Below are 26,126 nucleotides of genomic sequence, written 5' to 3'. Positions count from 1 at the left end.
TCTGCCCTAATTCACTGCCATGTGCAGGTTGATTGCCTGCTTGGTGGCCTTGGTATCATGGACACGCAGCATTTGCATACCCTGCCGGACACCGTGCAGGGCCACCGCAACCGATCCGGGCATCCGGTCGCGCGCCTCGGGTGCGTTGCCGATGGTGCCGATGAACCGCTTGCGCGAGGCCCCCAGTAGCACCCCACAGCCAAGGCTATGAAAGATGGACAGGTTTTTAAGAAGCGTCAGGTTGTGATCCAGCGTCTTGCCAAACCCGATGCCGGGATCGACGATGATCTGGTGTCGGCGGATGCCCGCCGCCTCCGCCACCTGAATGCGGCTTTCCAGAAAATCATAGACGTCGAGGGTTACGTCATCGTAGCGCGGCGCGTCCTGCATGGTCGCGGGGTCCCCTTGGGCGTGCATCAGGCAACACGGCGCACCGGCCTGCGCCGTGACCTCGGCCATCGCCGGATCAAATGTAAAAGCCGCCACGTCATTGACCAGATCGGCGCCTGCATCCAAGGCTGCTTGCGCCACAGCGGCCTTGCGGGTGTCGATGGAAATGGGCGTTGTGACCTCAGCCCGCAGCGCCTTGATCACGGGGGCTGTGCGCGCGGTTTCCTCTGCGACATCGACGAACGCGGCACCGGGCCGCGTGCTTTCGCCCCCGATATCAAGGATATCCGCCCCGTCCGCCACCATGGCCCGCGCCTGCGCCTGCGCGGCATCAGGCGCATTGAATAGCCCACCGTCCGAAAAACTGTCTGGCGTCACGTTGAGGATCCCCATCAGGCGCGGGGCGTTCAGCGACAGGCCGGCCACATCCGCACGGGGGGCGGTCATGCGGTCCAGCACGGCGGCTGGGGTCTCGTGCGCGGGCACGAGGGTCCTGCCGCCGCCCCGTTCGATCCTTTCAACGGTGTCAAACCAGCACCAGCCGCCCGCCAGCGTCAACGCAGCCGCGGGACGGTGCGCGTCGGTCTGCGGGATGGCGCGCCAGTAGGTCACAGAACGCGGACCGGAACAGTGCAGGCAGGGGCGTCGGCCCCGACCACAACCAGTTCAGCAGCCTGCATATGGTCCGCAAACCATGCCACAAGCGCCAGCGCATCACGCGGATCGGCGCTGGGGCCGTCCACGGCATCCAACACAATCTTGGACGGCGCCCAGACGCAAATCTGGCCGTTCTTCATAGCCCAATCCAGCTCGGTCGAGGTGCCCACAACAACGCAGCGCTTGTCACGCCCCGCCAGCACCCATGCATTTTGTTCAATGGCCAAAAGATCAATGCGCCGCTGGGCCATGGCCACTTGGGTCTGGGGGGCGGCGGCATCGGCGGCACCCACACAAAAGATCACGGGGGCGTCGTCTGCGGACATATCATCGACCAGTGTTTTGATCCGGTCCGAGGCCAGAACCTCATTGGACAGATACACGACCCGTGGATGGGGGTCCTCAACCGTTTCAACCGCAGCCTCAGGGTTGCCACCCTGTTCGCGCACGATTTCCACGCCCAGCGAATACGGCCCCCGGTCGATCTTTTCGATCCGCACAAAGACCCGCAGGGCCTGCGGTTCCAGCAAAATGCGTTCCGCCACACGTGCGGCGAGCGTTTCAAGCAGGTTGAGACGTTCCGCGCCAAGTTCCGCGTCAATCGCCTCGGTCACGCGGTCGTAGGACAGGATACGGTCCACATCGTCGTCGATGGGGCCGGTCAGCGGTTCAACCTCAACCACAACATTGAATTTGATGCGTTGCAGGTGGCCGCGTTCTTGTTGGAACGCGCCGATTTCGACCTCGGTGATGTAGTCGCGCAGGGAAATGCGGTCGCGCAGGCCGCCGCTTCCGTCGGGGGCTGTGGCCTCTGCCCTCTCGGAGGGGTGGGCGAAAGCCAGTCTGGTGTCACTGCTCATGGGGTATCCTCACGCATCTTATGCGCCGGATACTAAGCCATTCCGCAGCCCGCAAGGGGCGAGGCAACGCCGCCCCAGCCGTCAGATGCGACGCAGATCAGCCCTGCCGATAGAAGTGATGCGCGCCAATGGTGGTCGTGCGGGGAAAAACGCGCGCCCAGCTGGGGTTCACGGCACGGGTGTGATAATACAGCGCGCCATCGGTCAATTCACGCGGGGCGCCATCCATCAGCAGCCGCGCGACCTTGCCCACTCGGATCCATGCGTCCTGTTCGTCGATACGCTCGGGGTTGCCATCGCAGGTGTAGGTAAACTGGCAGGCGTACTGGCGGCCTGTGCCCTGGTTGATCACACCGCACAGCGTGCTGGGGAACCGTGCACTGTCGACGCGGTTCATGATGACTTCGCCCACGGCAAACAGGCCCCGCGCGCTTTCGCCACGGGCCTCGAAATACAGCGCTTCGGCCAGACACCGCCATTGTTCCCCACCCGAGGCCGTTGGCTGGCTGGCCAAGAACGCATTGTCATAAGTGATGATGTCGGGTGCTGTGGGGATGTTGCGGGCAGAGGCCGGCGGGACAGCCGTCAAGGCGGCCACGCGCGCATCGGGAACTTCTTGGATAGCCGCGCGTTCTTGCCCCAGAAGCGCGCCCAAACGGGCGGCCAGTACGTTATCCGCCTGTGCGGTTGTGACGACCAAAGAGCATGCAAACCCAACAAGTGCGCCTAGCGCACGACGACCAGCAAACTTAAACATTCCATCTTCCCATTCGGCACGCGGGGGTGATCCGCGCAATCGACAGGGTCTTTAGAAGGTTGGCGCGTATCCGTCCACCCACCACGGGCGCGGCAGACCCGCGCACCGGTGCCACCATGTCACAAACAACATAAGCCGCCCTAGCCTTTTGAATCGTCACAATAATTCAGATTGGTCCTTGCGCGGATTATCGCCCGATGCGGTCTTTAACGGCCAATTGGGCAGCGGAAAGCCGCGCAACAGGCACGCGGAATGGCGAACAAGACACATAGTCAAAGCCCTGCGCGCGGCAAAACGCGATGGCCGCGGTGTCGCCGCCGTGTTCGCCGCAGATCGACAGGGTGACGTCCGAACGGCCTTTCCGGCCCCTCTCTGCGCCCAGTTTCAACAGCTCCCCCACACCATCCAGATCGAGGGTGTGGAACGGGTCTTCTTCATAGACATGCAGTTTCACGTAGTCGGACATGAACCGCCCCGCATCATCGCGCGACAGACCGTAGGTCATCTGGGTCAGGTCGTTGGTGCCGAACGACAGGAACGCCGCATGTTCGGCAATGTCCTGTGCGCGCAGGGCCGCGCGGGGCGTTTCAACCATGACACCCAGTTTATAGTCGAAATCTACGCCGGTTTCCGTGCGCACGGCGGCGGCCACAGTTGAAATGCGGCTTTCGACCAATTCGACCTCTCGCATGGCGCTGACAAGGGGGATCATGATCTCAGGCACGACCGGATCGCCCTCCTCAGACACCGCTACCGTGGCCTGAAAAATCGCGCGGGCCTGCATGTCGTAGATTTCAGGCACGGTAAGGCCAAGGCGCACGCCGCGCATGCCCAGCATGGGGTTGTATTCGGTCAAATCCTCAACCCGTGCTGTGACCTCGGCCATGGGCACATTGAGAAGTTCGGCCAGTTCACGCAGGCCCGATTTGCCCGCAGGCAAGAATTCGTGCAGCGGCATGTCAAACAGGCGAATGCACACAGGCTGCCCCTGCATGATCCGGAAAAGTTCACGGAAATCAGACCGTTGCAGGGGCATCAGCCGTTCAAGAACCGCAGCACGCCCTTCGGGATTTTCGGTAAAGATCATCTCACGCATCAGATCGACGCGGTCGCCGTCAAAGAACATATGTTCCGTGCGGCACAACCCGATGCCTTGGGCGTTGAAATTGCGCGCGGTCTGGGCGTCGGCGGGGGTGTCGGCGTTGGCGCGAATGCCGATGTCGCGCACGTCATCGGCCCAAGACAGCAGCGTCTGGAAGGCGTCATCAAGGGCGGCCTCCAGCATGGCAGGCTCGCCCGCCAGCATCTGGCCCGTGCTGCCATCCACGGTGACCATGTCACCGGCCGTAAACGTGCGCCCGTCTGGGGCTGTGATGATCCGCTTGCGTTCATCGATATCCAAATCGGCGGCCCCCACGATGCAGGGCAGACCAATGCCGCGCCCGATGACGGCGGCGTGGCTGGTGATGCCGCCGCGCAAGGTCACAACAGCCGCCGCTGCATGCATGCCGCGGATGTCTTCGGGTGTGGTTTCACGGCGCACCAACACGCAGGCCTCACCCCGTGCCGCACTGGCCTGCGCCTCATTGGCGGTGAACACCAACTGGCCCGAGGCCGCACCGGGGCTGGCGGGAATGCCGCGCACGATGACGTCGCGCACAGCGCTTCGGTCAATCTGGCGGTGCAACAATTCGGACAGCGCCGCAGGTTGGACCCGCATCACGGCCTCTTCGCGAGGGATCACGCCGCTTTCGGCCAGATCGACGGCAATGCGGACAGCGGCCCGGCTGGACCGTTGCACGCGGACAGCATCAAGGATGGTCAGCTGCCCATCGGTCAGGATGAACTTGATCTCCATCTCTTCGCGCAGGCGCAGACGGCCAAGGGCACCAAAGGCGATCAGCTGTTCGAACGCCTCGGGCGCTTCTTCCTCAAGGGATTTGCCACGGGGATCACGGGTCAGGAACAACGCACCTTCGGCGTCGCGCAGGGCGTCGGAATGCAAGGCCTGTGGCGCAAAGCGTCCGTTGATCTGTTCGGTGCCGGTGGTGCCATCGACAAACTGGATCACGCCGGACCCAGACACGCCCGCGCCCACGGCCAACGCCATGTCTTGCACCACAAGGCCCAGCCCCGCATCCGCAGGCGCACCCTTGGCCTGCCGCAAAAGCCGCGCTGTGGTGCCCTCCCACGACCGCGCCATGGACCGCAGGACCTCCCCCAATTGTTCGCCCACGTCTTGAGGGAAGGCGGCATCCATCTCGGCCTCATAGGTGTTGAGCATGGCACGCAACCCGTCGGCGGATGGCTGATCGGGCAGATAGAATTCCTCGGGGTCCAGCCTTGCGACCTCAATCGCGAAGGACTGAATATAGCGCATGTAGATGCGCGTCGCCGCAGCCTCACCGATGGTTTCGGACAGTTCGCTGTGTTTGGCGTCATTCATCCCGATGTTGAGCATCGCCCCCGGCCCACCCCAGTCGGGGTCCATGCTGGAGGGCCGCACGGACAGCAGCGGGGCCGCATCGAAATGGCGCAGGATTTGCGGGGTATCAACCGGTTGGCCACCGGCAATAGCGCGCACCGCGTCAAACGACAGCGCCACCGTTGTGGGCACGGGCATATCCAGCCGGATCAGCCGCTGCAGACATTTCGCGCGGCCACCATGAATGTTCGCGGCCATGGGCGCGGTCTTTGTGACGTGGCACAAATCCTTCAAGGTGATCACTTTCTGCACCGCAGCACTCCTCCTGTACCGCACCATAGACAGGTGCGGCGTCAGAACAAGTGTAACATCTAATTGACGTTACCCTTCGAGTTTTCGAAGGTCCGCGACACTCAGACAGATCGTGCGGATGCGGTGCAACAGATTAAGGCGATTGCGGCGCAAAACTTCACTGTCGGCGTTGATCTGGACGGCTTCAAAGAAGGCATCAATGGGCGCGCGTAGGTCGGCCATGGCGGACATGGCTGCGCCAAAATCCTCGGCCTGCATGGCCGGTGCGATCCTTGCATCCGCAGCATCAAGGGCCGCAAAGAGGGCCTTTTCCTCGTCCGTTTCGGCAAATTTGATGTCTGCGCCAAAGCTGTATTCGACGCCATCCTTGTCCTCAGCCTGGCTGAGGATGTTGTTGGCGCGTTTGAAGCCCTGGATCAGGTTCTCGCCGTCATCGGTTTTCAGGAAGGCGGCCAGCGCACGGGCGCGGTTGACCAACAGCAACAGATCGTCGGACCCCGGCATGGCGAGCGATGCGTCGATCACATCGTGGCTGATGCCTTGGTCTTTCAAATAGACCTTGAGGCGATCGTGGAAGAAGGACAACAGGTCGGCGTCCTTGATCAACGTGCCCAGTTTCAGCGTCAGACCATTCTCCAACACCAGCCGAATAACCCCCAACGCCGCGCGGCGCAGGGCGAAGGGGTCTTTGGACCCCGTGGGCTTTTCGTCGATGGCCCAGAAGCCGGTCAATTTGTCGATCTTTTCGGCCAGCGCCACGGCGACGGACACCGGCGCGGTCGGCACATCATCAGACGGGCCCAACGGCGAATAGTGGTCCTGTGCGGCGGCGGCCACCGCGTCAGTCAACCCGGCCTCTTGGGCGTAATACCGGCCCATAAGCCCTTGAAGATCGGGGAATTCGTAAACCATTTCAGAACTAAGGTCCGCCTTGGCGAACCGAGCGGCGGCCTCGGCCTCAACCGGATCGGCACCCACCAGCGGGGCGATGTCGCGGGACAGATTGGCCATGCGGTCGACCAGTTCGGCCACCGTGCCCAGTTTGTTGTGGAAGGTCACATTGCCCAGCGCATCCAGCCACGCCTGTCCGCCGGTTTTGGCCACGCGCAGATCGTTTTCCCAGAAGAATTTCGCGTCGGACAGACGGGCGAAAAGCACCTTTTGGTTGCCAGCCAGAATGGTCGCACCGTTGTCCGCCGTGGTGCGGTTGGCGACGGTCACAAAGCGCACGACTTGGCCCGTTTTGGCCCGTACAGAAAAGAACTTTTGGTGTTCTTTCATCGACGCGGTCAGAACCTCGGGCGGCAGGGACAAAAAGTCATCCGCGATGGTTCCCATAAGGACCACAGGCCATTCGACCAGCCCCGCGACCTCGGCCAACAGCCCCTTGTCTTCGACCAGTTCCAAACCCGCCGCGAAGGCCTGATTGGACGCCTCGGACCAGATCAGATCGGCGCGCTCATCGGCGCGCAGGATCACCGACGCGCGCTTTAGCTTCGCCTCGTAGTCTTCGAAAGAGGTGACAGAAAATGCGTCTGGGCCGAGGAAACGGTGGCCTTTGGTGACGTCGCCCGCAGGGATGCCGTCCACGTCCATGGGAACGACCGTCGCCCCTGCCTCATCGGTCAGGATGCACACAATAGAATGTAGCGGACGGACCCATTTGAGAGACCCTGCCCCCCAGCGCATGGATTTGGGCCACGGGAACGTGCGGATCGTTTTTTCGAGCACTTCTGCGATGATGTCTGCGGCTGGGCGGCCTGTCTTTTCGATAACGGCGAAATAGACCTCCCCCTTGCCAGTGTCGCGGACCTCCAACTGGTCGCGGGTCACACCTGCGCCACGGCAAAATCCGTCGATGGCCCCGTCCGGCGCGCCCACTTTCGGGCCTTTGCGTTCTTCGCGGGTGTTGGGGCTTTCAGATGTCAAATCCTCAACCGATAGGGCCAAACGGCGCGGGCTCGAAAAGGCACCGGCGCTGGCATAGGTCAGCCCGGCCTCAACCAGACCATCGGTGACAAGGCGCTGCAAATCCGCGGCGGCCTTAGCCTGCATACGGGCCGGGATTTCTTCCGAGAAGAGTTCCATTAGAAGATCGGGCATGATTATTCCTCCGCCTCTGGTGCGTCAGGGCAGGTTTCAGGGGGGGTGTCGCCAGCAAAGAGCGCCTCACCACAGTCGTTGAGTTGATGCCACATAAAGCCGCGTCCGTCGGGGAAAACGGCGGCCATGCGGTCCACCCCGTATGAGATGTTTTCGGCCCCGCGAAAGGCCACGGCCTCACCGGTTTCCAGCGCGCGGCCCACTTCGCGGGCATCGTAGCAGTCAAACCAGCCGACGGTCGTCAGCGGTTCGGCGTTGTCTGCGATGACATAGGTTTCGGTCAGCATGGCAAGGCTTTGCGGCGTGGTGAAACAGGCCCGGAACGAGATCGCGCCGGACAGGCGGACGCCTTCCCGCACAGTGTCGAGGCCTTTGACATTTTCTGCCAAGATCGGCTCCAGATTACCGGTTTCGACCGATTGAAGTTGTATTTCTCCAACCTGCGCCGCATCAAGCTCGGCCCAGCCTGCATAGCTTTGCAGATAGAACATCCCGACCCCGGCCAGAAGGCCGGACCCGAGGATGGCGATGATGGCCAGACGGGTCGCGTTCATGCTGCACCCCCGGCGGCGGTTTGCACAAAGGCATCCGCACAGAGTCTTGCCAGCGCGCGCACGCGCCCGATGTAGGCCTGCCGTTCCGTGACCGAGATCACGCCGCGCGCATCCAGAAGGTTGAACAGATGCGACGCCTTGATGCATTGATCATAGGCCGGTTGCGCCATGACGATTTTCAGGCCGGTTTTCGGGTCAACCTGTTCATTGGCAAGGATCGCAGCACATTCGCGTTCCGCATCCTCGAAGTGTTTCAGCAAGATATCCGTGTCGGCCACATCAAAGTTCCAGCGCGAATATTCCTGTTCGTTCTGCAAGAACACATCGCCGTAGGTCAGCGCGATGGGCGCATCGGGGTCGTTGTAGGGCATGTCCATCACGTGATCGACGCCCAGCACATACATCGCCAGACGTTCCAGACCATAGGTCAATTCACCCGATACGGGATGGCAGTCATGCCCGCCAACCTGTTGAAAATACGTAAATTGCGACACTTCCATGCCGTCGCACCAGACCTCCCATCCGAGGCCCCAAGCGCCCAATGTGGGGCTTTCCCAATCGTCTTCGACAAAGCGAATGTCGTGCATCTCCATGTCGATGCCGATGGCCTGAAGGGAGCCAAGATACAGGTCCTGCAGATCAGGCGGGCTGGGTTTGATCAGCACCTGATACTGGTAGTAATGCTGCAACCGGTTGGGGTTGGCCCCATACCGCCCGTCCGTAGGGCGGCGCGACGGCTGCACATAGGCCGCAGCCCATGGCAAAGACCCCAGCGACCGCAGCGTGGTGGCGGGGTGGAATGTGCCTGCGCCGACTTCCAAATCATAGGGCTGCATAATGGCGCATCCCTTGTCGGCCCAATAGGCCTGAAGCCTTAGGATAATCTCCTGAAAACTGCGCGGTGTGTCGGTCATGTCATGCCTCTTGCGGTGCTTGGCGCTTGCATAGGCGCGCGCGAAGTGAGGGTCAATGCGCACAACGTGCCGCAAAGTCCACGAAAAGCGGTCAAAACGTTGGGAATACAGTCTTTTCGACGTACCATTCGCTGTGGTCTTGATAGATTGTCGCGCATGTCGGGTCAGACCCGGCGTCGTCAATGCATTTTGGGACACATTCGACACCATGGTTCGCTTTATCTTCGCGCTGCTTTTCAGCCTGTTTTCCGTTCTGCCTGCGATGGCGCAACAATACCTTTGGGTCCAGATTGAGGCCCAGCGCACGTTGACCGGGGCGCAATCTGCCGCCCGTGGCTATGCCGCCGCAGGTGTTGAGGATGTCACAGGCTTTGCCCTGCCCGGGGGCTGGTACAGGATCGCGCTAGGGCCCTATGCCCCGCAATAGGCCGACGCGGAACTGCGCCGCCTGCGGTCGGCCCGCCTGATCCCATCAGACAGCTATATCGTGGACGGCAACCGGTTTCGCACGCAATTCTGGCCCGTGGGGGGCGTGACGCAGACACCTGCCCCGACCCCGACCGAGGACACACCCCAAACCGACCCCGTTGTTGTGGCCGAACCCGACCCCATTCAAACACCCGATGAAACCTTGCGCGAAGCGCAGGCCAGCGAAGCCACCCTTGACCGCGACCAAAAGCGCGCCTTGCAGGTCGCGTTGCAATGGGCCGGTGTCTATGACGGGGCCATCGACGGGCTCTATGGGCGCGGCACGCGTCGGTCCATGTCCGCATGGCAGAAGGCCAACAATCATGAAGTCACGGGCGTTCTGACAACCTCACAACGGGCGGAACTGCTGGCGGCGTATAATGCCATTTTGGACGGTATGGGCCTGCAATTGGTGCGCGACGATGCCATGGGCATCGCCATGCAAATCCCCACAGGCGTTGTGGAATTTGCCACGTATGACCCCCCTTTTGCGCGGCTTGATGCATCTGGTGATGTTCAGGCGCAGGTTTTGCTGATCTCCCAACCGAGGGATCAGACGCGGCTCTTTGGGCTGGATGAGATTTTGCAGACGCTGGTGATTGTGCCCACCGACGGCCCCCGCGAACGTCGCAATTCCAGCTTTGAGATTGAGGGCATCGGCGATGATGTACACCCATATGTCTCCGCCCAACTTGAGAGTGGTGAGATCAAGGGCTTCATTCTGGTCTGGCCTGCGGGCGATGATGACCGCCGCCGCCGTGTGCTGGCCGAAATGCAGGCAAGCTTTACGACAACCGACGGCGTGCTTGACCCCGCCATTGCGCGCCCTGACGAAGATCAGGCCATTGACCTGATTGCCGGTCTTGAGGTCCGCAAACCGATCCGCGACCGGTCCGGTTTCTAGATCAACGCAAGCGGCGCCGTGCTGACCAGCGTTGAGGCGATTGATCAGTGTGAGGTTATCACGCTGGGTCTGGAAGATGACGCGACCGTCATTCACCGCGATGATGCGCCGGGTCTGGCCGTCCTGCGCCCTGATGTGCCGCTGGCCCCGTCCGTGGTGGCAGAATTTCAAACTGGTGTGCCACGCCTGCAGGCCGAGGTCGCCGTGGCGGGTTTTCCTTATGGCAACGTGCTGACCACCCCTGCCCTGACCTTTGGCACGCTGGCCGATATCCGTGGCCTTAATGGTGAAGAAGAGGTCAAGCGCCTTGCCCTCGTCGCACAGCCTGGCGATGCGGGTGGGCCGGTCTATGACAACAGCGGTGCGGTGCTGGGCATGTTGCTGCCCAAGGTCGCCAACAACGGCCAGACCTTGCCGCCTGAGGTGTCTTTCTCCCTTGATGCGGGTGAGATCGTGGCCTCTGTCCAAGGGGCCGGGGTTGATCTGCACACGACCAACTCGGTCGCGTATATGACGCCCGAGGCGCTGACCTTGATGGCCGCTGATATGACCGTACTGGTCAGCTGCTGGGACGACTGATCCGCCGCGTTAGCTGAACAAATCCGGCGTCAGACGGATGACTGTTGGGCGGGATGCCTTGAACGCGGCATCCAGGGCGGGTGCGATGTCCGCCAAGGTCGCGGGTTCAAGCGCGTCAGCACCATAGGCCCGCGCCAGCATCAGAAAATCCGGGTTTTGCTGGATCACGGCATTGGGCGCGATTTGGGCGCGGATCATGCTGTCCTCGATCTCGCCCAGTTTGCCGTTGTCCCACAGGATGATCGGCAAAGGCAGGCCAAGTTCCACAGCCGTGCCCAATTCGGGCAAGGTGTATTGCAGCCCGTAATCCCCGATGATCACACAGGTCGGCATGTCAGGCCGCGCCACGGCCCCGCCGATCCCTGCGGGCAAGGCATAGCCGAGCGTCCCAAACCCATACGGATGGTGCCAGTGGCCGGGGCGGTCCATGTTCCAGACCTCTTTGGCGGCATATGCCAGCTGGCACATGTCCGAATAGATCATCGCGTCTTTGGGCATGGCGTCTTGCACAGCATCAATCACACCCAACAGGCCGGGGCGTTCGGCGGCGACCGCGCTGCGCATCCGCGCGCGAAAGTCTGCGGCTTCGGCCTGCGTCCAATCGGTCTGCGGCGCGCCGTCGCCCAAGGCATCGGTCAACGCCTGCACGAAGCGGGTTGCATCGCTGCGGATGGGGGTTTGGCCGGGCAGATTGCTGGCCAAAGGTTCGGCGTCGATATCAACGCGGATCAGGCGGCCCGAATGGCCCAGCTGATCGCGCCACAGATCGACCTCCGCCAGTTCGGTGCCGATGGCGATGACCAGATCGGCGGACCCGATGACACCTTCGGCCTCGGGTCGGGACAGATAGGACCCGAGCATCAAGGGATAGTCCGCCGGAACAATCCCGCGACCGGCAAAGGTGGTGAAGGCCGCCGCACCGCTGCGCGCCAGAAGGGCCTGCACCGGCGTGGGCTGGCCCTGCCCCACGGGTGCCAAAGCGGCGTCGCGCGCGCCCCCGCCAAAAATGAAAAGCGGACGTTTGGCCTCAGCGACCTCTTGGGCGGTATAGGTGATCCAGTCCGGTTCGGGTTCAACGGGGCGCGGCGCCAGAAACGGTTTTGCAGGCCAATCGGGGGCGGCCTCAGCCTCAAGCTGGGCGATGGGCACGTGCAGGGCCTTGGGTCTGGGGCGGTTGGTCGCCATTTCATGCAAAGCCCGATCAATGAGCGTGTAGGCCGCTTGTGGCGTCTGCGCGGTGTCGGACCAATCCGTCACAGAGGCCGCCGCCCCCTCTTGGTCGCGCATCTGGTGCAGCTGGCCGCGTGTGGCCGCCGTTTCATCCAGACAGGACGCCACCATCAGCACAGGCACACTGTCGGAATAAGCCTGCCCCAAGGGTGTCAGCGCATTCAGAACCCCTGGCCCCGTGATCACGTAACACACGCCAGGCCGCCCCGTGGCACGGGCATAGCCATCGGCCATAAACCCCGCCCCCTGTTCGTGGCGCGCCAGCACATGGGTGATCCCCGCCTCTTCCATCCCACGGTAGAGTTCTTGATTGTGAACGCCGGGAATTCCGAAAATCACGTCTACGCCGCGCGCTTTCAACATATGTGAAATCTGCGCGCCCAAAGGCCGTTGCTGCCCCATATTCAACCTCTCCAGAAATTCCAACTTAGGATGGTGAAGACGGCCATAATCTCAAGCCGTCCGACCAACATGGCGATGGCCAAAATCCATTTGGCCGTATCGCTCAACCCTGCGAAATTGCCCGCAGGTCCGATTTCATTGCCCAAACCAGGCCCCACATTGGCCAGCGCCGTGGCGGCGCCCGAAATGGCCGTGATGAAATCCAGACCCGTCAGCGCCAAAGCCACGCCCACCACGCCGATGGACACCATAAAGGCCACGAAAAACGCCATGACCGAGTTCAGGACGTCGTCGCCTACGCGCCGCCCCTGATAGCGCGGCGTAAAGACACCGTGGGGGCTGTGGATGCGGCGGATCTGCGCCTTGATCGACGCGAACAGCAGCTGATAGCGGAACACTTTGACCGAACAGGCGGTGGACCCCGCGCAGCCGCCGATCAGGCCGATAAAGAAGAACAGTGTGACGGCAAACGGCCCCCACAGCATATAATTCGCCGAAGCATAGCCCGTGCCTGTCATGATCGAGGTGACGTTGAACAACGCCTCCCGAAAGCCGCGTTCGCTGAACCCATCAAAGAATTGCCAAACCCAAAGCGTCATCACGACGATCAAGATAGTGATGACCGCAAAGAACGTGCGGATTTGACTGTCTAGGATCAGCGGCGATGCCCCCCCGCCCGAAATCAGCTGCACATAGCGCACAAACGGCAACGCGGCGAGGATCATGAACACGCTCGCCACATATTGCGGGCCGGGCCCGAAGGCCGCAAACGACGTGTCGTAATTGGCAAATCCGCCCGTAGCCACAGTCGTCATGGCATGGGTGATTGCATCGAATGGCGACATGCCCGTAGCCGTGTAGGACAGCGCGCAGGCCAGGGTGATCGCCACGTAGATCACGGAAATCCTGCTGGAAATCTCAGCCGCACGGGGCAGGATTTTGCCCATGGTGTCAAAGGCTTCGGACCGGAAGATTTGCATGCCGCCCACGCGCAGTTCGGGCAAAAACACCATGGCCACAACGATGATACCGATGCCGCCCAGCCACTGCATGATCGACCGCCAGAGTTTCAGCCCCTCCGGCAGCGCCTCGATCCCCACAATCACAGTGGACCCAGTGGTGGTCAGCCCGGACATAGCCTCAAAAAAAGCATCGGTGAACGACAGACTGGACCCGCCCAAGATGAACGGCAGTGATCCGAACAGCGGCAGCGTTAGCCAGACCAGCGTGGTCAACAAGAACGTCTGCCGGATGCTCAGCCCCTCGGACACTCCGTTTTGGCAGGCCAAGGCCACAAGCCCGCCCACCAGAATGGTCAGAATCGCACTTTCCAGAAACACCGGCCAATGATCATTGCCCGCCACAAGATCGGCCAGCAAGGGCGCGAACATTGTCACCCCAAGGGCCGCGACCAAAAGGCCGATCACATATCCAACAGGGCGGGCGTCAATCATGCAGCAGGGTTGGCGTGAGGGCCGCGCGGTGTCAAGCCGAACGACACCTGAATGACGGCTGTAAAAGCGTGCTAAATCCGCTAGACCTAAGCGCGAATCCAACCAGATGCGAAAGCCTGCCATGACCAAAGTTGTCCTGTCCTCCGATCACGCCGCCATCGACCTGCGCCGCGCTGTGGCCGACCACATCAAAGCCCAAGGGTTTGAGGTTGAGGACATCGGCCCCCAGACCCCCGAAAGCACACATTACCCCAAACACGGCCAAGCCGCGGCTGAGGCCGTGGCGTCGGGCCGCGCTGATCTGGGCATCATCCTGTGTGGCACCGGCCAAGGCATCATGATGGCCGCCAACAAGGTCAAAGGCATCCGCTGCGGGGTCTGTTCGGACACATTTTCCGCCGCCATGATCCGCCAGCACAATGACGCGAACATGCTGTCACTGGGCGCACGTGTGGTGGGCGAAGGTCTGGCCTTGTCGATTGTGGATGCGTTTTTAGGGGCCAAATTTGAGGGTGGCCGCCATGCGACCCGCGTCGACATGATCGAGGGCTGATCACGCGGCACGGCGCCTCAATTGGCCGACCACTATGACGTGAGTTCGATGTTCTTGTGCGCAAGCCAGCCGTCGAAAGACTGCACGATCTGGCCATCCATGCTGTCATAGGCGGAAACCGCGTCCCGGCTCCCCTCATACCGGAGTATTTCGGCCAGCGGGGTCGTATCAAAAGGCGGGGCGTCGGCCAGCTTGCGTGCCGTATCCAGCTGGTTTGCGTGGGCCGTGATGGTCGGACGTAAATCCCCCGATCGGTAGGTCGACCAGTTGTCCAGCACGATGCGGCACAGATGTGACTTATTTTCAAACGTTTCCTGCTTTTGGCGGACATCCCACAGCCAATGTCCCATGCCTTCAACGAGGAAAACATGGGTGCTCGTGCCCTTGTCACATTGATCTTGCGACAAAATCCAACGCAAGCCTTCAACGCCGTAGCCGTAATTCCATGTGGTGGCGACGGCGTGCCAAACGTCAGGCCCCTGCTGTGCCAGCCATGGCACGACATCCGCCCCTGCAGCGACCACGATGTCTGGATCGCCAGAATACAACATCTGCGCCTCGCCCGATGTCATCTGCGTCGGCCTTTTGCCAAACAATCCCGCAAAAATCCCAGTCGCCATGTCCATCCTTCACGGCTTTCAGACCCGCCATTTGGCGACCCGCAATGAGGTCGCATATCAACCGACGTGGAACAGTGACTGGAACAGACGTGGATCAAGGGATTCCGCGTCAAAGGTCGCCCCTTCCGTCAGCACCGACACCGCATCATGGGAATGCAGGCTTTCTTGATGTGACGCGATCACGCGGTAATCGGCAACCCGCGGGTCGGCCTGCAGTTGTTCGGCAAACAGACGCGCTGCATCCTCAACAAAGATCGGGTTCGCAGCGTTGAGTTCCGCAAACGCCTGTTCATCCTCGCGTTTCACCATGACCTGCGTTTCCGTGGGCACCGCCGCGCGGCACATGTCGATCAGGTCTTCGAACCACAGCACATCTGCCGCCGGATCCAATTCAACCGACACCCGTGCCACGGACCGCTGGGAATGGGGCGTGGCCAGTTGGCCGCGGTACTGACGGGCATGTTCGCTCAGTTCCAGCGAACAGGGGCAAGTTGACGAATAAACGTAATCCAAATGCACGATCTTTTTGCGCACGCCGTCTGTTTCGATCAGTTCAAGCGCGATGTCGTAATACTGATACCCCGCAAGGCCGGACCGCAGGCTGTCCACTTTCATCGGAAAGGACGTGCGCATCATGATGCGCGCATCAAAACTTTCCAGATCGGTTTTATAGGCATCCAACGCCCGGGAAATCACCTCGAACGAGAACACCTCTTCCGCGTGTTTGTAGAACGTCCGCATGATGCGGGACATGTTGATACCCTTCTTTTCAGCATCAAGCGACACAGTGCCGGTGACGCTGGTCTCAAGCGTCAGATCGCCGTTGTCGCGGGTGTGAAAGCCGATGGGCAGTCGGAAATTGGAAATGCCCACATGCTGGATCGCCCGTTTGGCGCCACGGATCAGGCTGCTGGGTCCGTTCTGCAAATCAGGCATTGTGGCTTTGTAAACGTCATCCACCTCAAACTCTTCGGGGTAGGCGCGGGCCAGCGCGGGGTAGTTCGACACCTCTTTGCCGGGGATCAGACGGGACACCAGCGGGTCAAGCTGCGCGACCTCTTCATCGGTCTTGGTGGCGGCCCACTGACGCAACATCGCCAAAGCGGCCTCCGCCTCTTCGCGGCTCAACTCACGGTCTAGGTCTTTGGAATGGATGTTCATGTGGGCTCCCTCGGTCGCGCCGCGCGCCACGGCCACAACAGGGCCTGCGCTGTCAGTCTTATCACTACACATAGGGTGTTACGGCCTCATGACATCCTTGGATTACTAAAATGACCGTGATCGGGCGCAAAAACCAGCCCCCTTCTTTGGGCGTCAGATCTGGCTTTTGACGCTAAATCTGGTCTAGTGCCGCTTTGAGATCGTCGATCAGATCGCCCGCATCCTCAAGCCCTGCGGACAACCGCACCATCCCGCCTGAGATCCCCAAGATATCCTTTTGATCTTGCGGCAAACGTTGATGGGTCGTTGTCGCCGGATGGGTCACGATGGATTTCGCATCGGCAAAGTTGTTGGAAATAGTGAACAATTCCAACGCATTGAGGAATTTGAAACAGGCCTCTTTGCCGCCCCGCACCTCAAGCGCCAGCACGGTGCCGCCGGTTTCACCCTGCGCGCGGGCAAGCTCCGCCTGCGGGTGGGCGGCGTGGGTCGGATAGCGCACGTGGGCGAGTTTTGGGTGCCCGTCCAGTGCTTCGGCAATGGCCGTTGCGGTGGCCGCCTGCTGGTTGACCCGCAAATCCAATGTCTCAAGCGATTTCAGGTGCGTCCAGGCCGTAAACGGGTTCATCGCCCCGCCTGTGTGCTTCATGTAGGCCTCAATCGGGCCACGGATCAGGTCGCGGCTGCCGGTGATCACACCGCCCAACATGCGCCCCTGCCCGTCCACGTGTTTGGTGGTGGACACGATCGCGATATCCGCGCCGCAGTCAGCCGCATAGGAATAGATTGGCGTGGCCATGGCGTCATCGACCAGCACCAAGGCCCCCGCCGCATGGGCCGCTTTGACGACATGGCGCAGGTCCACGACCTCTAAGGTGGGGTTGGAAATGCTTTCGAGGAACACAAGCCGCGTGTCAGGCCGGATCGCCGCATCCCATGCGGCGTTGTCCGTGCCATCGACCAATGTCACCTCAACCCCGAAGCGCGCCAGAATGTCCTCAAGCACATACAAACACGACCCGAACAGCGCGCGGGAACTGACGACATGATCGCCCGCCTTCAACAGCGCGGTCAACGCGCCGGACACCGCTGCCATGCCTGACGTGCAGGCAAACGCATCCTCATAGCCCATCAGCATCGCCATACGGTCTTCGAACATGCGCACGGTGGGGTTGCCGTAACGGGCGTAGATAAATTCATCCTCGCCCAGCGCCTCAAACCGTGCTTCGGCGGCTTCGGCTGTGGGGTAGACGAACCCTTGGGTGACGTAGATCGCCTCGCTCACCTCACCATATTGGCTGCGCCGCGTGCCCGCGTGCACGGCCTTTGTCCGTTTCTTCCAAGTGTCCATGTGTATATGCCCCTTCAAGCAAAAACCCCGACACCGGCAAAGGTATCGGGGCTGCGCCCGTCCCTTTTAGCAGCATATTTAAAGTGGCCCGCAATCCGGTAACAAATCGCCACTGGGTGCTGAATACGCGGCACTGCAGCACCCGTCAACACCCCTTGGCGCGGCCTCACACCCCTGTCATGATCCCCAAAACAGGAGCCTGCCCCCATGTCCCAAGATCCCATTGATCTGTATTTCTGGCCCACGCCCAACGGCTGGAAAGCCACCATCGCGCTTGAGGAAATGGGCCTGCCCTACAACGTCCATCTGGTGAACATCGGTGCAGGCGATCAGTTCAAGCCGGAATTTCTGGCAATCGCCCCCAACAACCGGATGCCAGCGATTGTTGACCCTGAGGGACCCGATGACGCGCCGATCTCGATTTTCGAATCCGGCGCAATCCTGCAATATCTGGCCCGCAAGACCGGCCAGTTTGGCGGCCCCACGGAACGGGTCCGCATTGCCGTGGATCAATGGCTGATGTGGCAAATGGGCGGGCTTGGCCCCATGGCGGGGCAAGCGCACCATTTCCTCAAATACGCGCCGGCAATGGACCCGCCCAACGACCTGCCCTACGCCAAAGACCGCTACCGGTCTGAGGTTGCACGTCTTTATGGGGTGCTGGACCGGCAGTTGGCACAAAATGAATACGTGGCGGGGAATTTCTATTCTATTGCCGATATGTCGATCTGGGGATGGGCGTCTTTGTGGGAAGGCCAGCAGCAAACGCTGGACGACAAGCCGCATTTGGCCCGCTGGCTGGACCTTGTGGGCGGCCGTCCCGGCGTCATCGCGGGCCGCGCGGTACATGCAGAAAAACGTGGCGACTTTCGCAAGGATAAATCTGCGCAAGATCAGCTTTTTTCCAAGCGCGACTAACGATTGATTAAGGTTTCAGGGGTTTATTGGGCACACCTGTACAGGAGTGTCCAATGTCCGGTCGTGCCCCGCGTTTTCCCGCCAATTTTGACGTCATGTTGCGCAAAGGGCCTGAAATCTTTCCAAGCACGATTTGCAATATCTCTGTGGGTGGCGCCTGTCTGGTGGGCATCGAAAACGTCGAAAAAGGGCAGCAGTTCACCATCGACTATTCTTTCGGCCAGACCCGCGCAACGGTCACATGGACGACCGGCAAGATGGCGGGGATCAGGTTTGAAGATCAGCTGTCCGACAGCGGTTTGCAGTTCATCCGCGCATCGCAAAGCTACGCGTCCTAGGCGTCAGCATCCTCGTCCGGATCGATGACAAACCGCTGCAACGCGACGATCTGCGCCCATAGGAATACAAATAATGCGGCGGGGAAGGCGAAAGTTTCGATTTTCACCCAGGCATCCGTGGACATCGTCCGCCAGATAATTTCATTGGCAATGGCCAGCACAGCAAAGGCGATGGCCAGCCGTTTGGTCAGGATCATCCAGCCCTCATCTTGCATCGGGATCATGTCCCCCATGATCCATTGCAGCAAGCTTTTGCCGCGCAAAAGCCCGATGCCGAGGATCACCGCAAACAGACCGTTGACGATGCTGGTCTTCATTTTGAAGAACCTTTCATCGTTGAACCACGCGGTCAGCGCGCCAAAGAAGATCACCATGAAGGCGGTGAACACCTGAATGCGGCTCAACTTGCCGGTCAGCGCCCAGAGAATGCCCATACAGACCAGCAGAATCGGAACAAAGACGACCGTGGCCACGATGAAACCGGTGTATTCGGTGCCCCCGAAGGTGAACACATCGTCCCTGATCCGCATATACAGCAGGAAAAAGGCGATGGTCGGCCCCAGTTCTAGGACTTGCTTCAGGACGGGATTGATGCTGCGTTCGCTCATAGGGACCCTCTTACCCGCCAATCTCGACCATGACAGCCCCAAAAGCGATGCCCGCCATCAGGATCAAGCGTCGGGGGCCCACGGTTTCGCCCAAAATGAACCACCCGATGAGGGCGGCAAAGACGGTGGATGTTTCGCGCAGCACCGCCGCTTCGCCAACCTTGTCCAGCCGAGTGGCCATCATCACACCGCCAAAACTGACCCAAGCGATCAGCGCCCCCGCCAGCCCGCGCCGCGCCAAGGACCCCACCCCGCCCGGCACGCCCGTGCGGCGGATGCGCAAGGCCGCCAATATCGGGAAATCCAGCGCCGTCAAAAAGAAGAACCACGCCAAAAAGGTAAAAGGATCAGGGCTTTGCCGGATGCCATAAGCGTCCCAAACCGTGTAAAGCGCCACCAGCATACCACCCGCAAAGGCCCAGATCAGCCCGATCTTGAGGCCCCGCAGGTCGACCTTTTCGGCGGCCATATTGCGCAGCGCCAGCAGCAACATCGCCCCCGACAACGTGGCCACACCGGCCCATTGCAGGGGCGTAAAATGCTCTGCGAAAATCACGCTCGCCCCCACCACGGTGACCAAGGGACCCGTCCCGCGGATCACCGGATAGACGACCGTATAGGCCGCCCGTTCATAGGCCAGCGCCACGGTCACTTTATAGGCAAAATGCACCACCATCGCGCCCAGCAGGATCAAAACCGTAGATGTCGTGGGCCATGGCACGACAAACAAAGCGACGGGGCCGGAAATCACGACCAGCCAGACGTCAATTGACCCGCGCATCAGCCACGGATCATGCCGACCCTTCTGCAACGCCCCGAACGCCGCATGGGCCAGCGCCGACATCAATGCCAGTGCCGTGGCCAGCCGCGCGCCATCCGGCGTGCCAGCAATGCTGACCAGCCATTCGGTCAATCGGCAACCGGTGCGGCGGGGGTCCAATCGGCGCTGATCGTGACCCCGTCCAACAGAATTTCCAACTGGTGACGTTCCGCATCTTCGACCGACGCGTCCTCCATGATGGCCGCAAACGACAGCGCCACGGACGCCCCCAGTTGCATCAACCCCAAGCCGCGTTCCGACGCGGCAGAGATTTCCAACGTACCCGCCGGGGACGGCAAATCGCCCGCATAGGCCATCAATTCCGCGCGGGTTGCGTCGTCGATGACGCCCTCTGGCAGACGGGAAATCAGATCAAAGGCGGCTTGCTGGCGGGCCTGCGGGTGTCCGCGCAGTTCCGCATCGATGGCGAAACCGAAGGGATTGTCCTGACGGCCCTCCAACGTCATCGTCACAAGGCCCGCCTTGAAAGCCGCCGACCCGATCGACACCTGCATCATCGAAGTGGACGACAAAAACACCCGTTCGATCACGCCCGAGACCGCCAATTCATCGCCCATGTCATTTGCCAGAACCGCCCGTTCGAGGATAATCTGTCCGGCCGCAGGTTCTTGCCGCAAGGTCGCGTCAAAGGTCAAATCGCGGCGGGTGTCGGGCGTGCTGCCCGCTACATCGCTCAGATCAAGGCCGGTGATGCGGATTTGCAGGCCAAGGGGCGGGATTTCCTGTTCTGTCCAGCGGGCATTGTCATCGCTGCGCCAGTCAAACGTCGCAAATTGCGCGTCCTCAAACCCCGCAGACTGCCCCTTGATCCGGCACCACCCCTGCGGCGTTGCCGTGATCGATTGGGTTTGCCCGACCATATCGGCCTCAATCAGGCCAAGATAATCCGCAAAGACCGCCCAACTGTCCTGACACATGGTCCGTGTCATCGTATCAAAGGCCGCGACGGGCGAGGCCGCCATCATCAAGACTGCGGCCAGCGCCCTCATCTGTCGGTGCCCATCAGGGCTGCGGCGAAGTCCTCGGGATCGAACGGCGCCAGATCATCGATCTGTTCACCCACCCCGATGGCATGGATCGGCAGACCAAATTTATCCGCCAAAGCCACCAGCACACCGCCCTTGGCCGTGCCGTCCAGTTTGGTCATGACCAGCCCCGTGACGTCGGCCAATTCCTGAAAGGTTTTTACCTGTGACAGGGCGTTTTGGCCTGTGGTCGCATCCAGAACCAGCAAGGTGTTGTGCGGCGCATCGGGGTCCTTCTTGCGGATCACGCGGACAATTTTGCTGAGTTCTTCCATCAAATCGGCGCGGTTTTGCAGCCGTCCGGCGGTGTCGATCATCAACAGATCCGCGCCGTCCCGCGCGGCCTGTTCCATGGCGTCAAACGCCAGCGATGCAGGGTCAGACCCTTCGGGCGCGGTCAAAACCGGAACGCCTGCACGGTCGCCCCAGACTTGCAATTGTTCCACCGCCGCGGCACGGAAGGTGTCGCCCGCAGCGATCACCACCTTTTTGCCTGCGGCCTGAAACTGGCTGGCCAGTTTGCCGATGGTCGTGGTTTTGCCCGACCCGTTGACACCCACCACCAACACAACCTGCGGTTTGCTGGGGTAAAGCGGCATCGGGCGGGCCACGGGTTCCATGATCCGTGTGACTTCATCCGCCAGCAAGCCTTTGATTTCATCCGTAGAAAGCCGCTTTCCGAACCGTCCCTCGGCCATGTTGGCCGTCACGCGCAATGCGGTGTCGACGCCCATGTCTGCGCTGATCAGCAATTCTTCGAGCTGTTCAAGCATATCGTCGTCAAGCTCACGCCGGACGATTGTTTTCTTCTCACCGCGCCCCAAAAGTCGGCCCAAGAGGCCGGGTTTGGCAGCGGCGGCGCGCTCTTCCTCCGCCTGACGGTCAGCTGCGGCTTGCCTGTCAGCTTCGGCTTTGCGGGCCTCCTCTGCGGCGCGGGCGGCTTCGGCGCGTTCTTGGGCAGCGCGCTCTGCGGCCACTTGGGCTGCACGGCGTTGGGCCTCCCGTTCGGCGGCCTCAGCATCGGCTTTCTCTTTGGCGAAGCGGGCTTCGATTTCTGCTTTGCGGGCCGTTTCTTCGCGCAGGGCTTTCTCTGCGGCGGCGCGGTCTGCTTCGGCTTGGGCGTTGGCCTCATCCTGCCTCTGCCGTGCGTCGGCACGCGCTTGCGCTTCGGCCTCGGCAGCCTCTTTTTCGGCAGCGATGCGGGCCAGATCAGCGGCAAGCTTTTCTTCGGCCAGCGCAGCTTCGGCCTCGGCGGCGGCTTGGGCCGCGCGGTCTGCTTCGGCTTTTGCCGCCGCTTGGGCTGCGGCCTCTGCCTCCTCAGCGGCGCGGCGTTCGGCTTCCAGCCGCACGGCCTCGGCGCGCTCTGCCTCAAGGCGCTCAGTCTCTGCGCGTTCCGCCTCGGCCTGTGCGGCGTCCTCTTGCGCGGCGTCTTCTTCTACGCCGCCGTCTTCCACGATGGCATCCAGCCCTTCTTCAATTTTCGAAGAGGACTTGAACAAACGATCTTTGAGCTTTTTGAAAAACGCCATGAGGGGCTCCGTTCAGTCTTTGGTAACACCTAATGGCCCGTGGTACGGGAAGAAACCCGCAACCATGAAATTTCCCCATTGCCGCCTGAGTTGAGACGTCCTGCCACGCTATTCAGGCCCCAAATTTCGCGTATAAGGCCTTATGTTTCGTTCACCCTTGCCCCTATTTGCCGTCGTTACCTTGACCGCGCCTGCGTTGATCGCCGCCGGTGCGGTGTTTGGCGGTGCATGGGCCGTGGCGGGGCTGATCTGGATGACGGCGCTTACCGCCAGTCTGGATGAATTGATCACCATCACGCTGCCCACGTCTGAAGGGGATGAATTCCCCGCCGCAGACGGGCTGTCGCTGACCTTGGCCTTGGCCCATCTGGGCCTGTGGGTGCTGGTGATCGCGGCCCTTGGCGGGGCCACGGGGCTTGAAACGTGGGAAAAGCTGGCGGTGTTCACCGGCGCGGGGCTGTTCATGGGGCAAGTGAGCAATTCCAACGCACATGAGCTGATCCACCGGCCCGGTCGGGTGCTGCGCCGCGCAGGTCGCTGGGTTTATACCTCGGTCCTGTTCGGGCACCACGCCTCAGCCCATCCGCTGGTCCACCATGTCCACGTGGGCACCCCTGCTGACCCCAGCACCGCGCGACGTGGAGAAAGCTTTTACCGCTTCTTCAAACGCGCTTGGATCGGTGGGTTTCGGGAAGGTCTGCGCGCAGAAAATAAACGATTTGAACGCCTTAACCGCCCCGCCTACCGTCATCCCTATGTGGCCTATGTGGGCGGTGCTGTCGCAGTTTTGGTGATCGCCGCACTAATCGGGGGGGCCAAGGGCTTGATCGGAGCGCTATGTCTGGCCGGATTTGCGCAAACGCAATTGATGCTGTCGGACTATGTGCAACACTACGGTCTGTCACGACGGATCGATGCGGCGGGGCGGCCCGAACCTGTGGGCATCCGGCATTCGTGGAATGCGCCGCATCTGATGTCCTCTGCCTTGATGTTGAACGCCCCGCGACATTCGGACCACCACGCCCATCCCCAACGTCCTTTCCCCGCCTTGCGTTTGGGCGAAGACGCCCCGATGTTGCCGCGGTCCTTGCCGGTCATGGCCTGCGTGGCGCTTTATCCACGGATGTGGAAACGGGTCATGAACCCCCTCGCGGATGAGTGGCAAGCCGCTGACTGACGCCCGCGCGCTGGCATCTCTGGGACGGCTGTGGCACGCTAGAGCGATGAAATATGCAGTGTTCTTTTTGGCCCTCGCAGCCCCTGTCCATGCCGAAACGCCCCTGTCTGGCGACGCGTTCGAAGCACTGGTGACCGGCAAAACCCTTACATTTTCAGTGGGTGGTGACCCTTACGGCGTGGAATATTACGCCCCTGGCAGACGGGTGATCTGGTCCTTTGTGAACGGCGATTGCCAATCCGGCGCATGGTACGAAAAACCCACAGATGCCGGCCCACAGATCTGTTTTGTCTATGAAAACAATGAGGAGGAGCAGTGTTGGCAAGTCTTCGAAGAGGCCGGCAGCATCCGCGCTGAGTTCATGAACGTCCCCGGTACGACGGTCCTGTACCAAGCGATCGAGGCAGAGCCATTGGTCTGCGGCGGCGTCGGCGCCTGATCGGGCCCTAGAACAAACTGCCCTGATCCGGCGGGGCTGGCTTTGCCTTTTTGGGCTTTGGCAGCGCCCCGGCGGGCTTCATCACGCCATCCGCAAACTCGATTTCAATCGCCTCGGCGGCCTTGGCGGCTTTCGCACTCGTCACCACCTCCCCATCGCCGCGCACCACCGCATAGCCCCGTTGCAACGTGGCGCGGTAACCTAGGGTTTCGCGCATCCGGTCAAGGGCCATCAGCTGCGCACGTTGCCTGTCGGTCTGGGTTTTGGCCGCCGTGGAAAGACGGCCCAGCAGCGCGTCCAGATCCTTGCGGCCACGGGCTTGGAAATCCTGAATTGCCCCGATCCGCAGGCGTCGGGCCTGTTGTTGCAAATCGCGCCCCGCTTGCCCCGCAGCACGTGACAAAGCGGGCGCGAGGCGCGCCTGCCATCCCCCCAGCCTTTCGCGCCCCTGCGCCAAACGGGTGCCAAGGATCGACGGTCGCAACAGGCCAGATGCCTCCCCCAACCGCAGACGGCCTGCCTGAACGCGCTGGATCAATGCCCCGTCCAACCGTTCCGACCAATAGTCATACCGTTGCTGGGCGTCTTCCACCAACTGCTCCGGCTTTGGCAAAGCACGGGTCAAATCGGACACCCGTTGCTTTTTCCGCGCGACGCCGTCGGTGACCGCACGACTTGCGCGCGCGCCCATCTGGTCGACGGCCGCCAGTAAATCCAACCGCACAGGAACAGCCATTTCAGCCGCAGCACTGGGCGTGGGCGCACGTCTGTCGGACACATAATCGATCAAAGTGGTGTCCGTTTCGTGCCCCACGGCGGAAATCAGCGGAATTTGCGATGCCGCCGCCGCACGGGCGACCACCTCTTCGTTGAAACCCCATAAATCCTCGATCGAGCCGCCGCCCCGCGCTACGATAATCAAATCCGGTCGCGGCAAAGCACCCCCCGGCGTCATAGCGTTGAACCCGTCAATGGCCGCCGCCACCTGCGGGGCGCAGGCCTTGCCCTGCACCGCCACCGGCCAGACAAGAACCTTACGCGGAAACCTGTCGCGCAACCGGTGCAAAATATCACGGATGACAGCCCCCGTGGGCGACGTCACGACCCCGATCACCTCAGGCAAAAAGGGCAGCGGCTGCTTGCGGTCGGCGGCGAACAAGCCCTCCGCCTCAAGCGCCTTTTTGCGCTTATCCAGCATCGCCATCAAAGCACCCACACCGGCCACCGCGACTTCTGTCGCGTTCAACTGGTATTTGGATTGGCTGCCAAAGGTCGTCATGCGCCCATGCACCACGACCTCCATCCCCTCCTCAGGGATCACCGACAGGTCTGCGACCTGCCCCTTCCATGTGGTGCAGGCCAACACATTGCGGTCGTCCTTCAGGTCGAAATACAAATGCCCAGACCGTGCGCGCACAACGCGGCCCACCTCCGCTTTGACGCGCACATGGCCAAATTCGCCCTCAATGGCGCGTTTCACCGCGCCTGAAAGTTCGCTCACCGTGAATTCTGGCGTGTTTCCTGCGGATTCGGGTTCGTCGATCAGGTCCATCGCGG

General features: G+C 61.4%; 25 protein-coding genes and 1 riboswitch. Of the genes, 8 read left to right on the top strand and 17 right to left on the bottom strand.

Translation table 11 applies throughout. The annotated features are described in order from the left end of the window. Window positions 1–6: 6 nt before the first annotated feature. From folP to ACTG36_RS02960, 7 genes are all read right to left on the bottom strand, one after another. Entirely contained in the window at window positions 7–1,002 is a 996-nt protein-coding gene (gene folP / locus ACTG36_RS02990; RefSeq protein ID WP_375281073.1) for a dihydropteroate synthase, read from the bottom strand. Then, window positions 999–1,907, bottom strand: a complete 909-nt coding sequence (locus tag ACTG36_RS02985; RefSeq protein ID WP_375281074.1) for a dihydroneopterin aldolase — start codon at window positions 1,905–1,907, stop codon at window positions 999–1,001. The genes folP and ACTG36_RS02985 overlap by 4 nt, the downstream gene beginning before the upstream one ends. Before the next feature lie 97 nt (window positions 1,908–2,004). Beyond that, window positions 2,005–2,664 (bottom strand): cell wall hydrolase, encoded by a 660-nt coding sequence (locus ACTG36_RS02980; protein ID WP_375281075.1) that lies wholly within the window; start codon window positions 2,662–2,664, stop codon window positions 2,005–2,007. A 187-nt stretch (window positions 2,665–2,851) separates the two neighbouring features. Continuing rightward, on the bottom strand, window positions 2,852–5,401 hold the full coding sequence (locus ACTG36_RS02975) for a putative PEP-binding protein (protein ID WP_439141409.1): 2,550 nt from the start codon (window positions 5,399–5,401) through the stop codon (window positions 2,852–2,854). A 69-nt stretch (window positions 5,402–5,470) separates the two neighbouring features. Further along, window positions 5,471–7,504 (bottom strand): glycine--tRNA ligase subunit beta, encoded by a 2,034-nt coding sequence (glyS, locus tag ACTG36_RS02970; protein ID WP_375281077.1) that lies wholly within the window; start codon window positions 7,502–7,504, stop codon window positions 5,471–5,473. Window positions 7,505–7,506: 2 nt separating this feature from the next. Further along, complete coding sequence (locus ACTG36_RS02965; protein ID WP_375281078.1) at window positions 7,507–8,058, bottom strand: DUF6446 family protein; 552 nt, start codon at window positions 8,056–8,058, stop codon at window positions 7,507–7,509. Then, a complete protein-coding gene (locus ACTG36_RS02960; protein WP_375281079.1) occupies window positions 8,055–8,972 on the bottom strand; it encodes a glycine--tRNA ligase subunit alpha in 918 nt (305 codons plus the stop codon). Before ACTG36_RS02960 ends, ACTG36_RS02965 begins: the two co-directional genes overlap by 4 nt. A 208-nt stretch (window positions 8,973–9,180) precedes the next feature. Here ACTG36_RS02960 and ACTG36_RS02955 point away from each other — a divergent pair, with 208 nt between their 5' ends. From ACTG36_RS02955 to ACTG36_RS02945, 3 genes are all read left to right on the top strand, one after another. Further along, on the top strand, window positions 9,181–9,399 hold the full coding sequence (locus ACTG36_RS02955) for a hypothetical protein (protein WP_375281080.1): 219 nt from the start codon (window positions 9,181–9,183) through the stop codon (window positions 9,397–9,399). A 105-nt stretch (window positions 9,400–9,504) separates the two neighbouring features. Further along, window positions 9,505–10,344, top strand: a complete 840-nt coding sequence (locus ACTG36_RS02950; protein WP_439141406.1) for a peptidoglycan-binding domain-containing protein — start codon at window positions 9,505–9,507, stop codon at window positions 10,342–10,344. Between the two features lie 18 nt (window positions 10,345–10,362). Next, the gene (locus ACTG36_RS02945; RefSeq protein ID WP_375280469.1) at window positions 10,363–10,923 is read left to right on the top strand and encodes a S1 family peptidase; all 561 of its coding nucleotides are present in this window, start codon (window positions 10,363–10,365) and stop codon (window positions 10,921–10,923) included. A 9-nt stretch (window positions 10,924–10,932) separates the two neighbouring features. On the opposite strand, the gene ACTG36_RS02940 is transcribed toward ACTG36_RS02945, so the two are convergent. Further along, on the bottom strand, window positions 10,933–12,555 hold the full coding sequence (locus ACTG36_RS02940; protein ID WP_375280468.1) for a thiamine pyrophosphate-binding protein: 1,623 nt from the start codon (window positions 12,553–12,555) through the stop codon (window positions 10,933–10,935). Window positions 12,556–12,557: 2 nt separating this feature from the next. Beyond that, on the bottom strand, window positions 12,558–14,009 hold the full coding sequence (locus tag ACTG36_RS02935) for a TrkH family potassium uptake protein (RefSeq protein ID WP_375280467.1): 1,452 nt from the start codon (window positions 14,007–14,009) through the stop codon (window positions 12,558–12,560). Between the two features lie 121 nt (window positions 14,010–14,130). Between ACTG36_RS02935 and rpiB the strand changes: the two genes are divergently transcribed. Further along, on the top strand, window positions 14,131–14,562 hold the full coding sequence (gene rpiB, locus ACTG36_RS02930) for a ribose 5-phosphate isomerase B (protein ID WP_375280466.1): 432 nt from the start codon (window positions 14,131–14,133) through the stop codon (window positions 14,560–14,562). 32 nt (window positions 14,563–14,594) lie between these two features. Here rpiB and ACTG36_RS02925 read toward each other — a convergent pair whose 3' ends face one another. The 3 genes from ACTG36_RS02925 to ACTG36_RS02915 all read right to left on the bottom strand — a co-directional run bounded on the left by ACTG36_RS02925 (window position 14,595) and on the right by ACTG36_RS02915 (window position 17,694). After that, on the bottom strand, window positions 14,595–15,182 hold the full coding sequence (locus tag ACTG36_RS02925) for a DUF4274 domain-containing protein (RefSeq protein ID WP_375280465.1): 588 nt from the start codon (window positions 15,180–15,182) through the stop codon (window positions 14,595–14,597). 57 nt (window positions 15,183–15,239) lie between these two features. Beyond that, window positions 15,240–16,343 carry a GTP cyclohydrolase FolE2 gene (folE2, locus tag ACTG36_RS02920; RefSeq protein WP_375280464.1) on the bottom strand — a complete coding sequence of 368 codons (1,104 nt, stop codon included), beginning with the start codon at window positions 16,341–16,343 and terminating at the stop codon, window positions 15,240–15,242. Between the two features lie 172 nt (window positions 16,344–16,515). Further along, window positions 16,516–17,694, bottom strand: a complete 1,179-nt coding sequence (locus tag ACTG36_RS02915; protein WP_375280463.1) for an aminotransferase class V-fold PLP-dependent enzyme — start codon at window positions 17,692–17,694, stop codon at window positions 16,516–16,518. A gap of 45 nt (window positions 17,695–17,739) precedes the next feature. Further along, window positions 17,740–17,817, bottom strand: a riboswitch (SAM riboswitch). Window positions 17,818–17,901: 84 nt separating this feature from the next. On the opposite strand from ACTG36_RS02915, the gene ACTG36_RS02910 reads away from it, so the two are divergent. Beyond that, window positions 17,902–18,612 (top strand): glutathione S-transferase N-terminal domain-containing protein, encoded by a 711-nt coding sequence (locus tag ACTG36_RS02910; protein WP_439141401.1) that lies wholly within the window; start codon window positions 17,902–17,904, stop codon window positions 18,610–18,612. 53 nt (window positions 18,613–18,665) lie between these two features. Next, window positions 18,666–18,950 (top strand): PilZ domain-containing protein, encoded by a 285-nt coding sequence (locus tag ACTG36_RS02905; protein WP_375280461.1) that lies wholly within the window; start codon window positions 18,666–18,668, stop codon window positions 18,948–18,950. Here the strand turns inward: ACTG36_RS02905 and ACTG36_RS02900 are convergent. The 4 genes from ACTG36_RS02900 to ftsY are packed head-to-tail and all read right to left on the bottom strand — an operon-like array spanning window position 18,947 to window position 22,953. Then, the gene (locus ACTG36_RS02900; RefSeq protein WP_375280460.1) at window positions 18,947–19,558 is read right to left on the bottom strand and encodes an inner membrane-spanning protein YciB; all 612 of its coding nucleotides are present in this window, start codon (window positions 19,556–19,558) and stop codon (window positions 18,947–18,949) included. The genes ACTG36_RS02905 and ACTG36_RS02900 overlap by 4 nt on opposite strands. 10 nt (window positions 19,559–19,568) lie before the next feature. Then, window positions 19,569–20,471, bottom strand: a complete 903-nt coding sequence (locus ACTG36_RS02895) for an EamA family transporter (RefSeq protein ID WP_375280459.1) — start codon at window positions 20,469–20,471, stop codon at window positions 19,569–19,571. Next, complete coding sequence (locus tag ACTG36_RS02890) at window positions 20,468–21,388, bottom strand: hypothetical protein (RefSeq protein WP_375280458.1); 921 nt, start codon at window positions 21,386–21,388, stop codon at window positions 20,468–20,470. Before ACTG36_RS02890 ends, ACTG36_RS02895 begins: the two co-directional genes overlap by 4 nt. Further along, the gene (ftsY, locus tag ACTG36_RS02885) at window positions 21,385–22,953 is read right to left on the bottom strand and encodes a signal recognition particle-docking protein FtsY (RefSeq protein WP_439141398.1); all 1,569 of its coding nucleotides are present in this window, start codon (window positions 22,951–22,953) and stop codon (window positions 21,385–21,387) included. Before ftsY ends, ACTG36_RS02890 begins: the two co-directional genes overlap by 4 nt. 142 nt (window positions 22,954–23,095) lie before the next feature. Here ftsY and ACTG36_RS02880 point away from each other — a divergent pair, with 142 nt between their 5' ends. Next, window positions 23,096–24,130, top strand: coding sequence for an alkane 1-monooxygenase (locus ACTG36_RS02880; protein ID WP_375280456.1), 1,035 nt, complete (start codon window positions 23,096–23,098; stop codon window positions 24,128–24,130). Window positions 24,131–24,176: 46 nt separating this feature from the next. Further along, a complete protein-coding gene (locus ACTG36_RS02875; RefSeq protein ID WP_439141396.1) occupies window positions 24,177–24,569 on the top strand; it encodes a hypothetical protein in 393 nt (130 codons plus the stop codon). Window positions 24,570–24,576: 7 nt separating this feature from the next. Here ACTG36_RS02875 and xseA read toward each other — a convergent pair whose 3' ends face one another. Beyond that, on the bottom strand, window positions 24,577–26,121 hold the full coding sequence (gene xseA, locus ACTG36_RS02870) for an exodeoxyribonuclease VII large subunit (protein WP_375280454.1): 1,545 nt from the start codon (window positions 26,119–26,121) through the stop codon (window positions 24,577–24,579). Between the last annotated feature and the right edge of the window lie 5 nt (window positions 26,122–26,126).

It is taken from the genome of Pseudooctadecabacter sp. (assembly GCF_965657175.1).
GTDB lineage: Bacteria > Pseudomonadota > Alphaproteobacteria > Rhodobacterales > Rhodobacteraceae > Octadecabacter.
The sequence above is the reverse complement of the archived record's forward strand: the minus strand, read 5'-3'. Positions and strand labels throughout refer to the sequence as shown.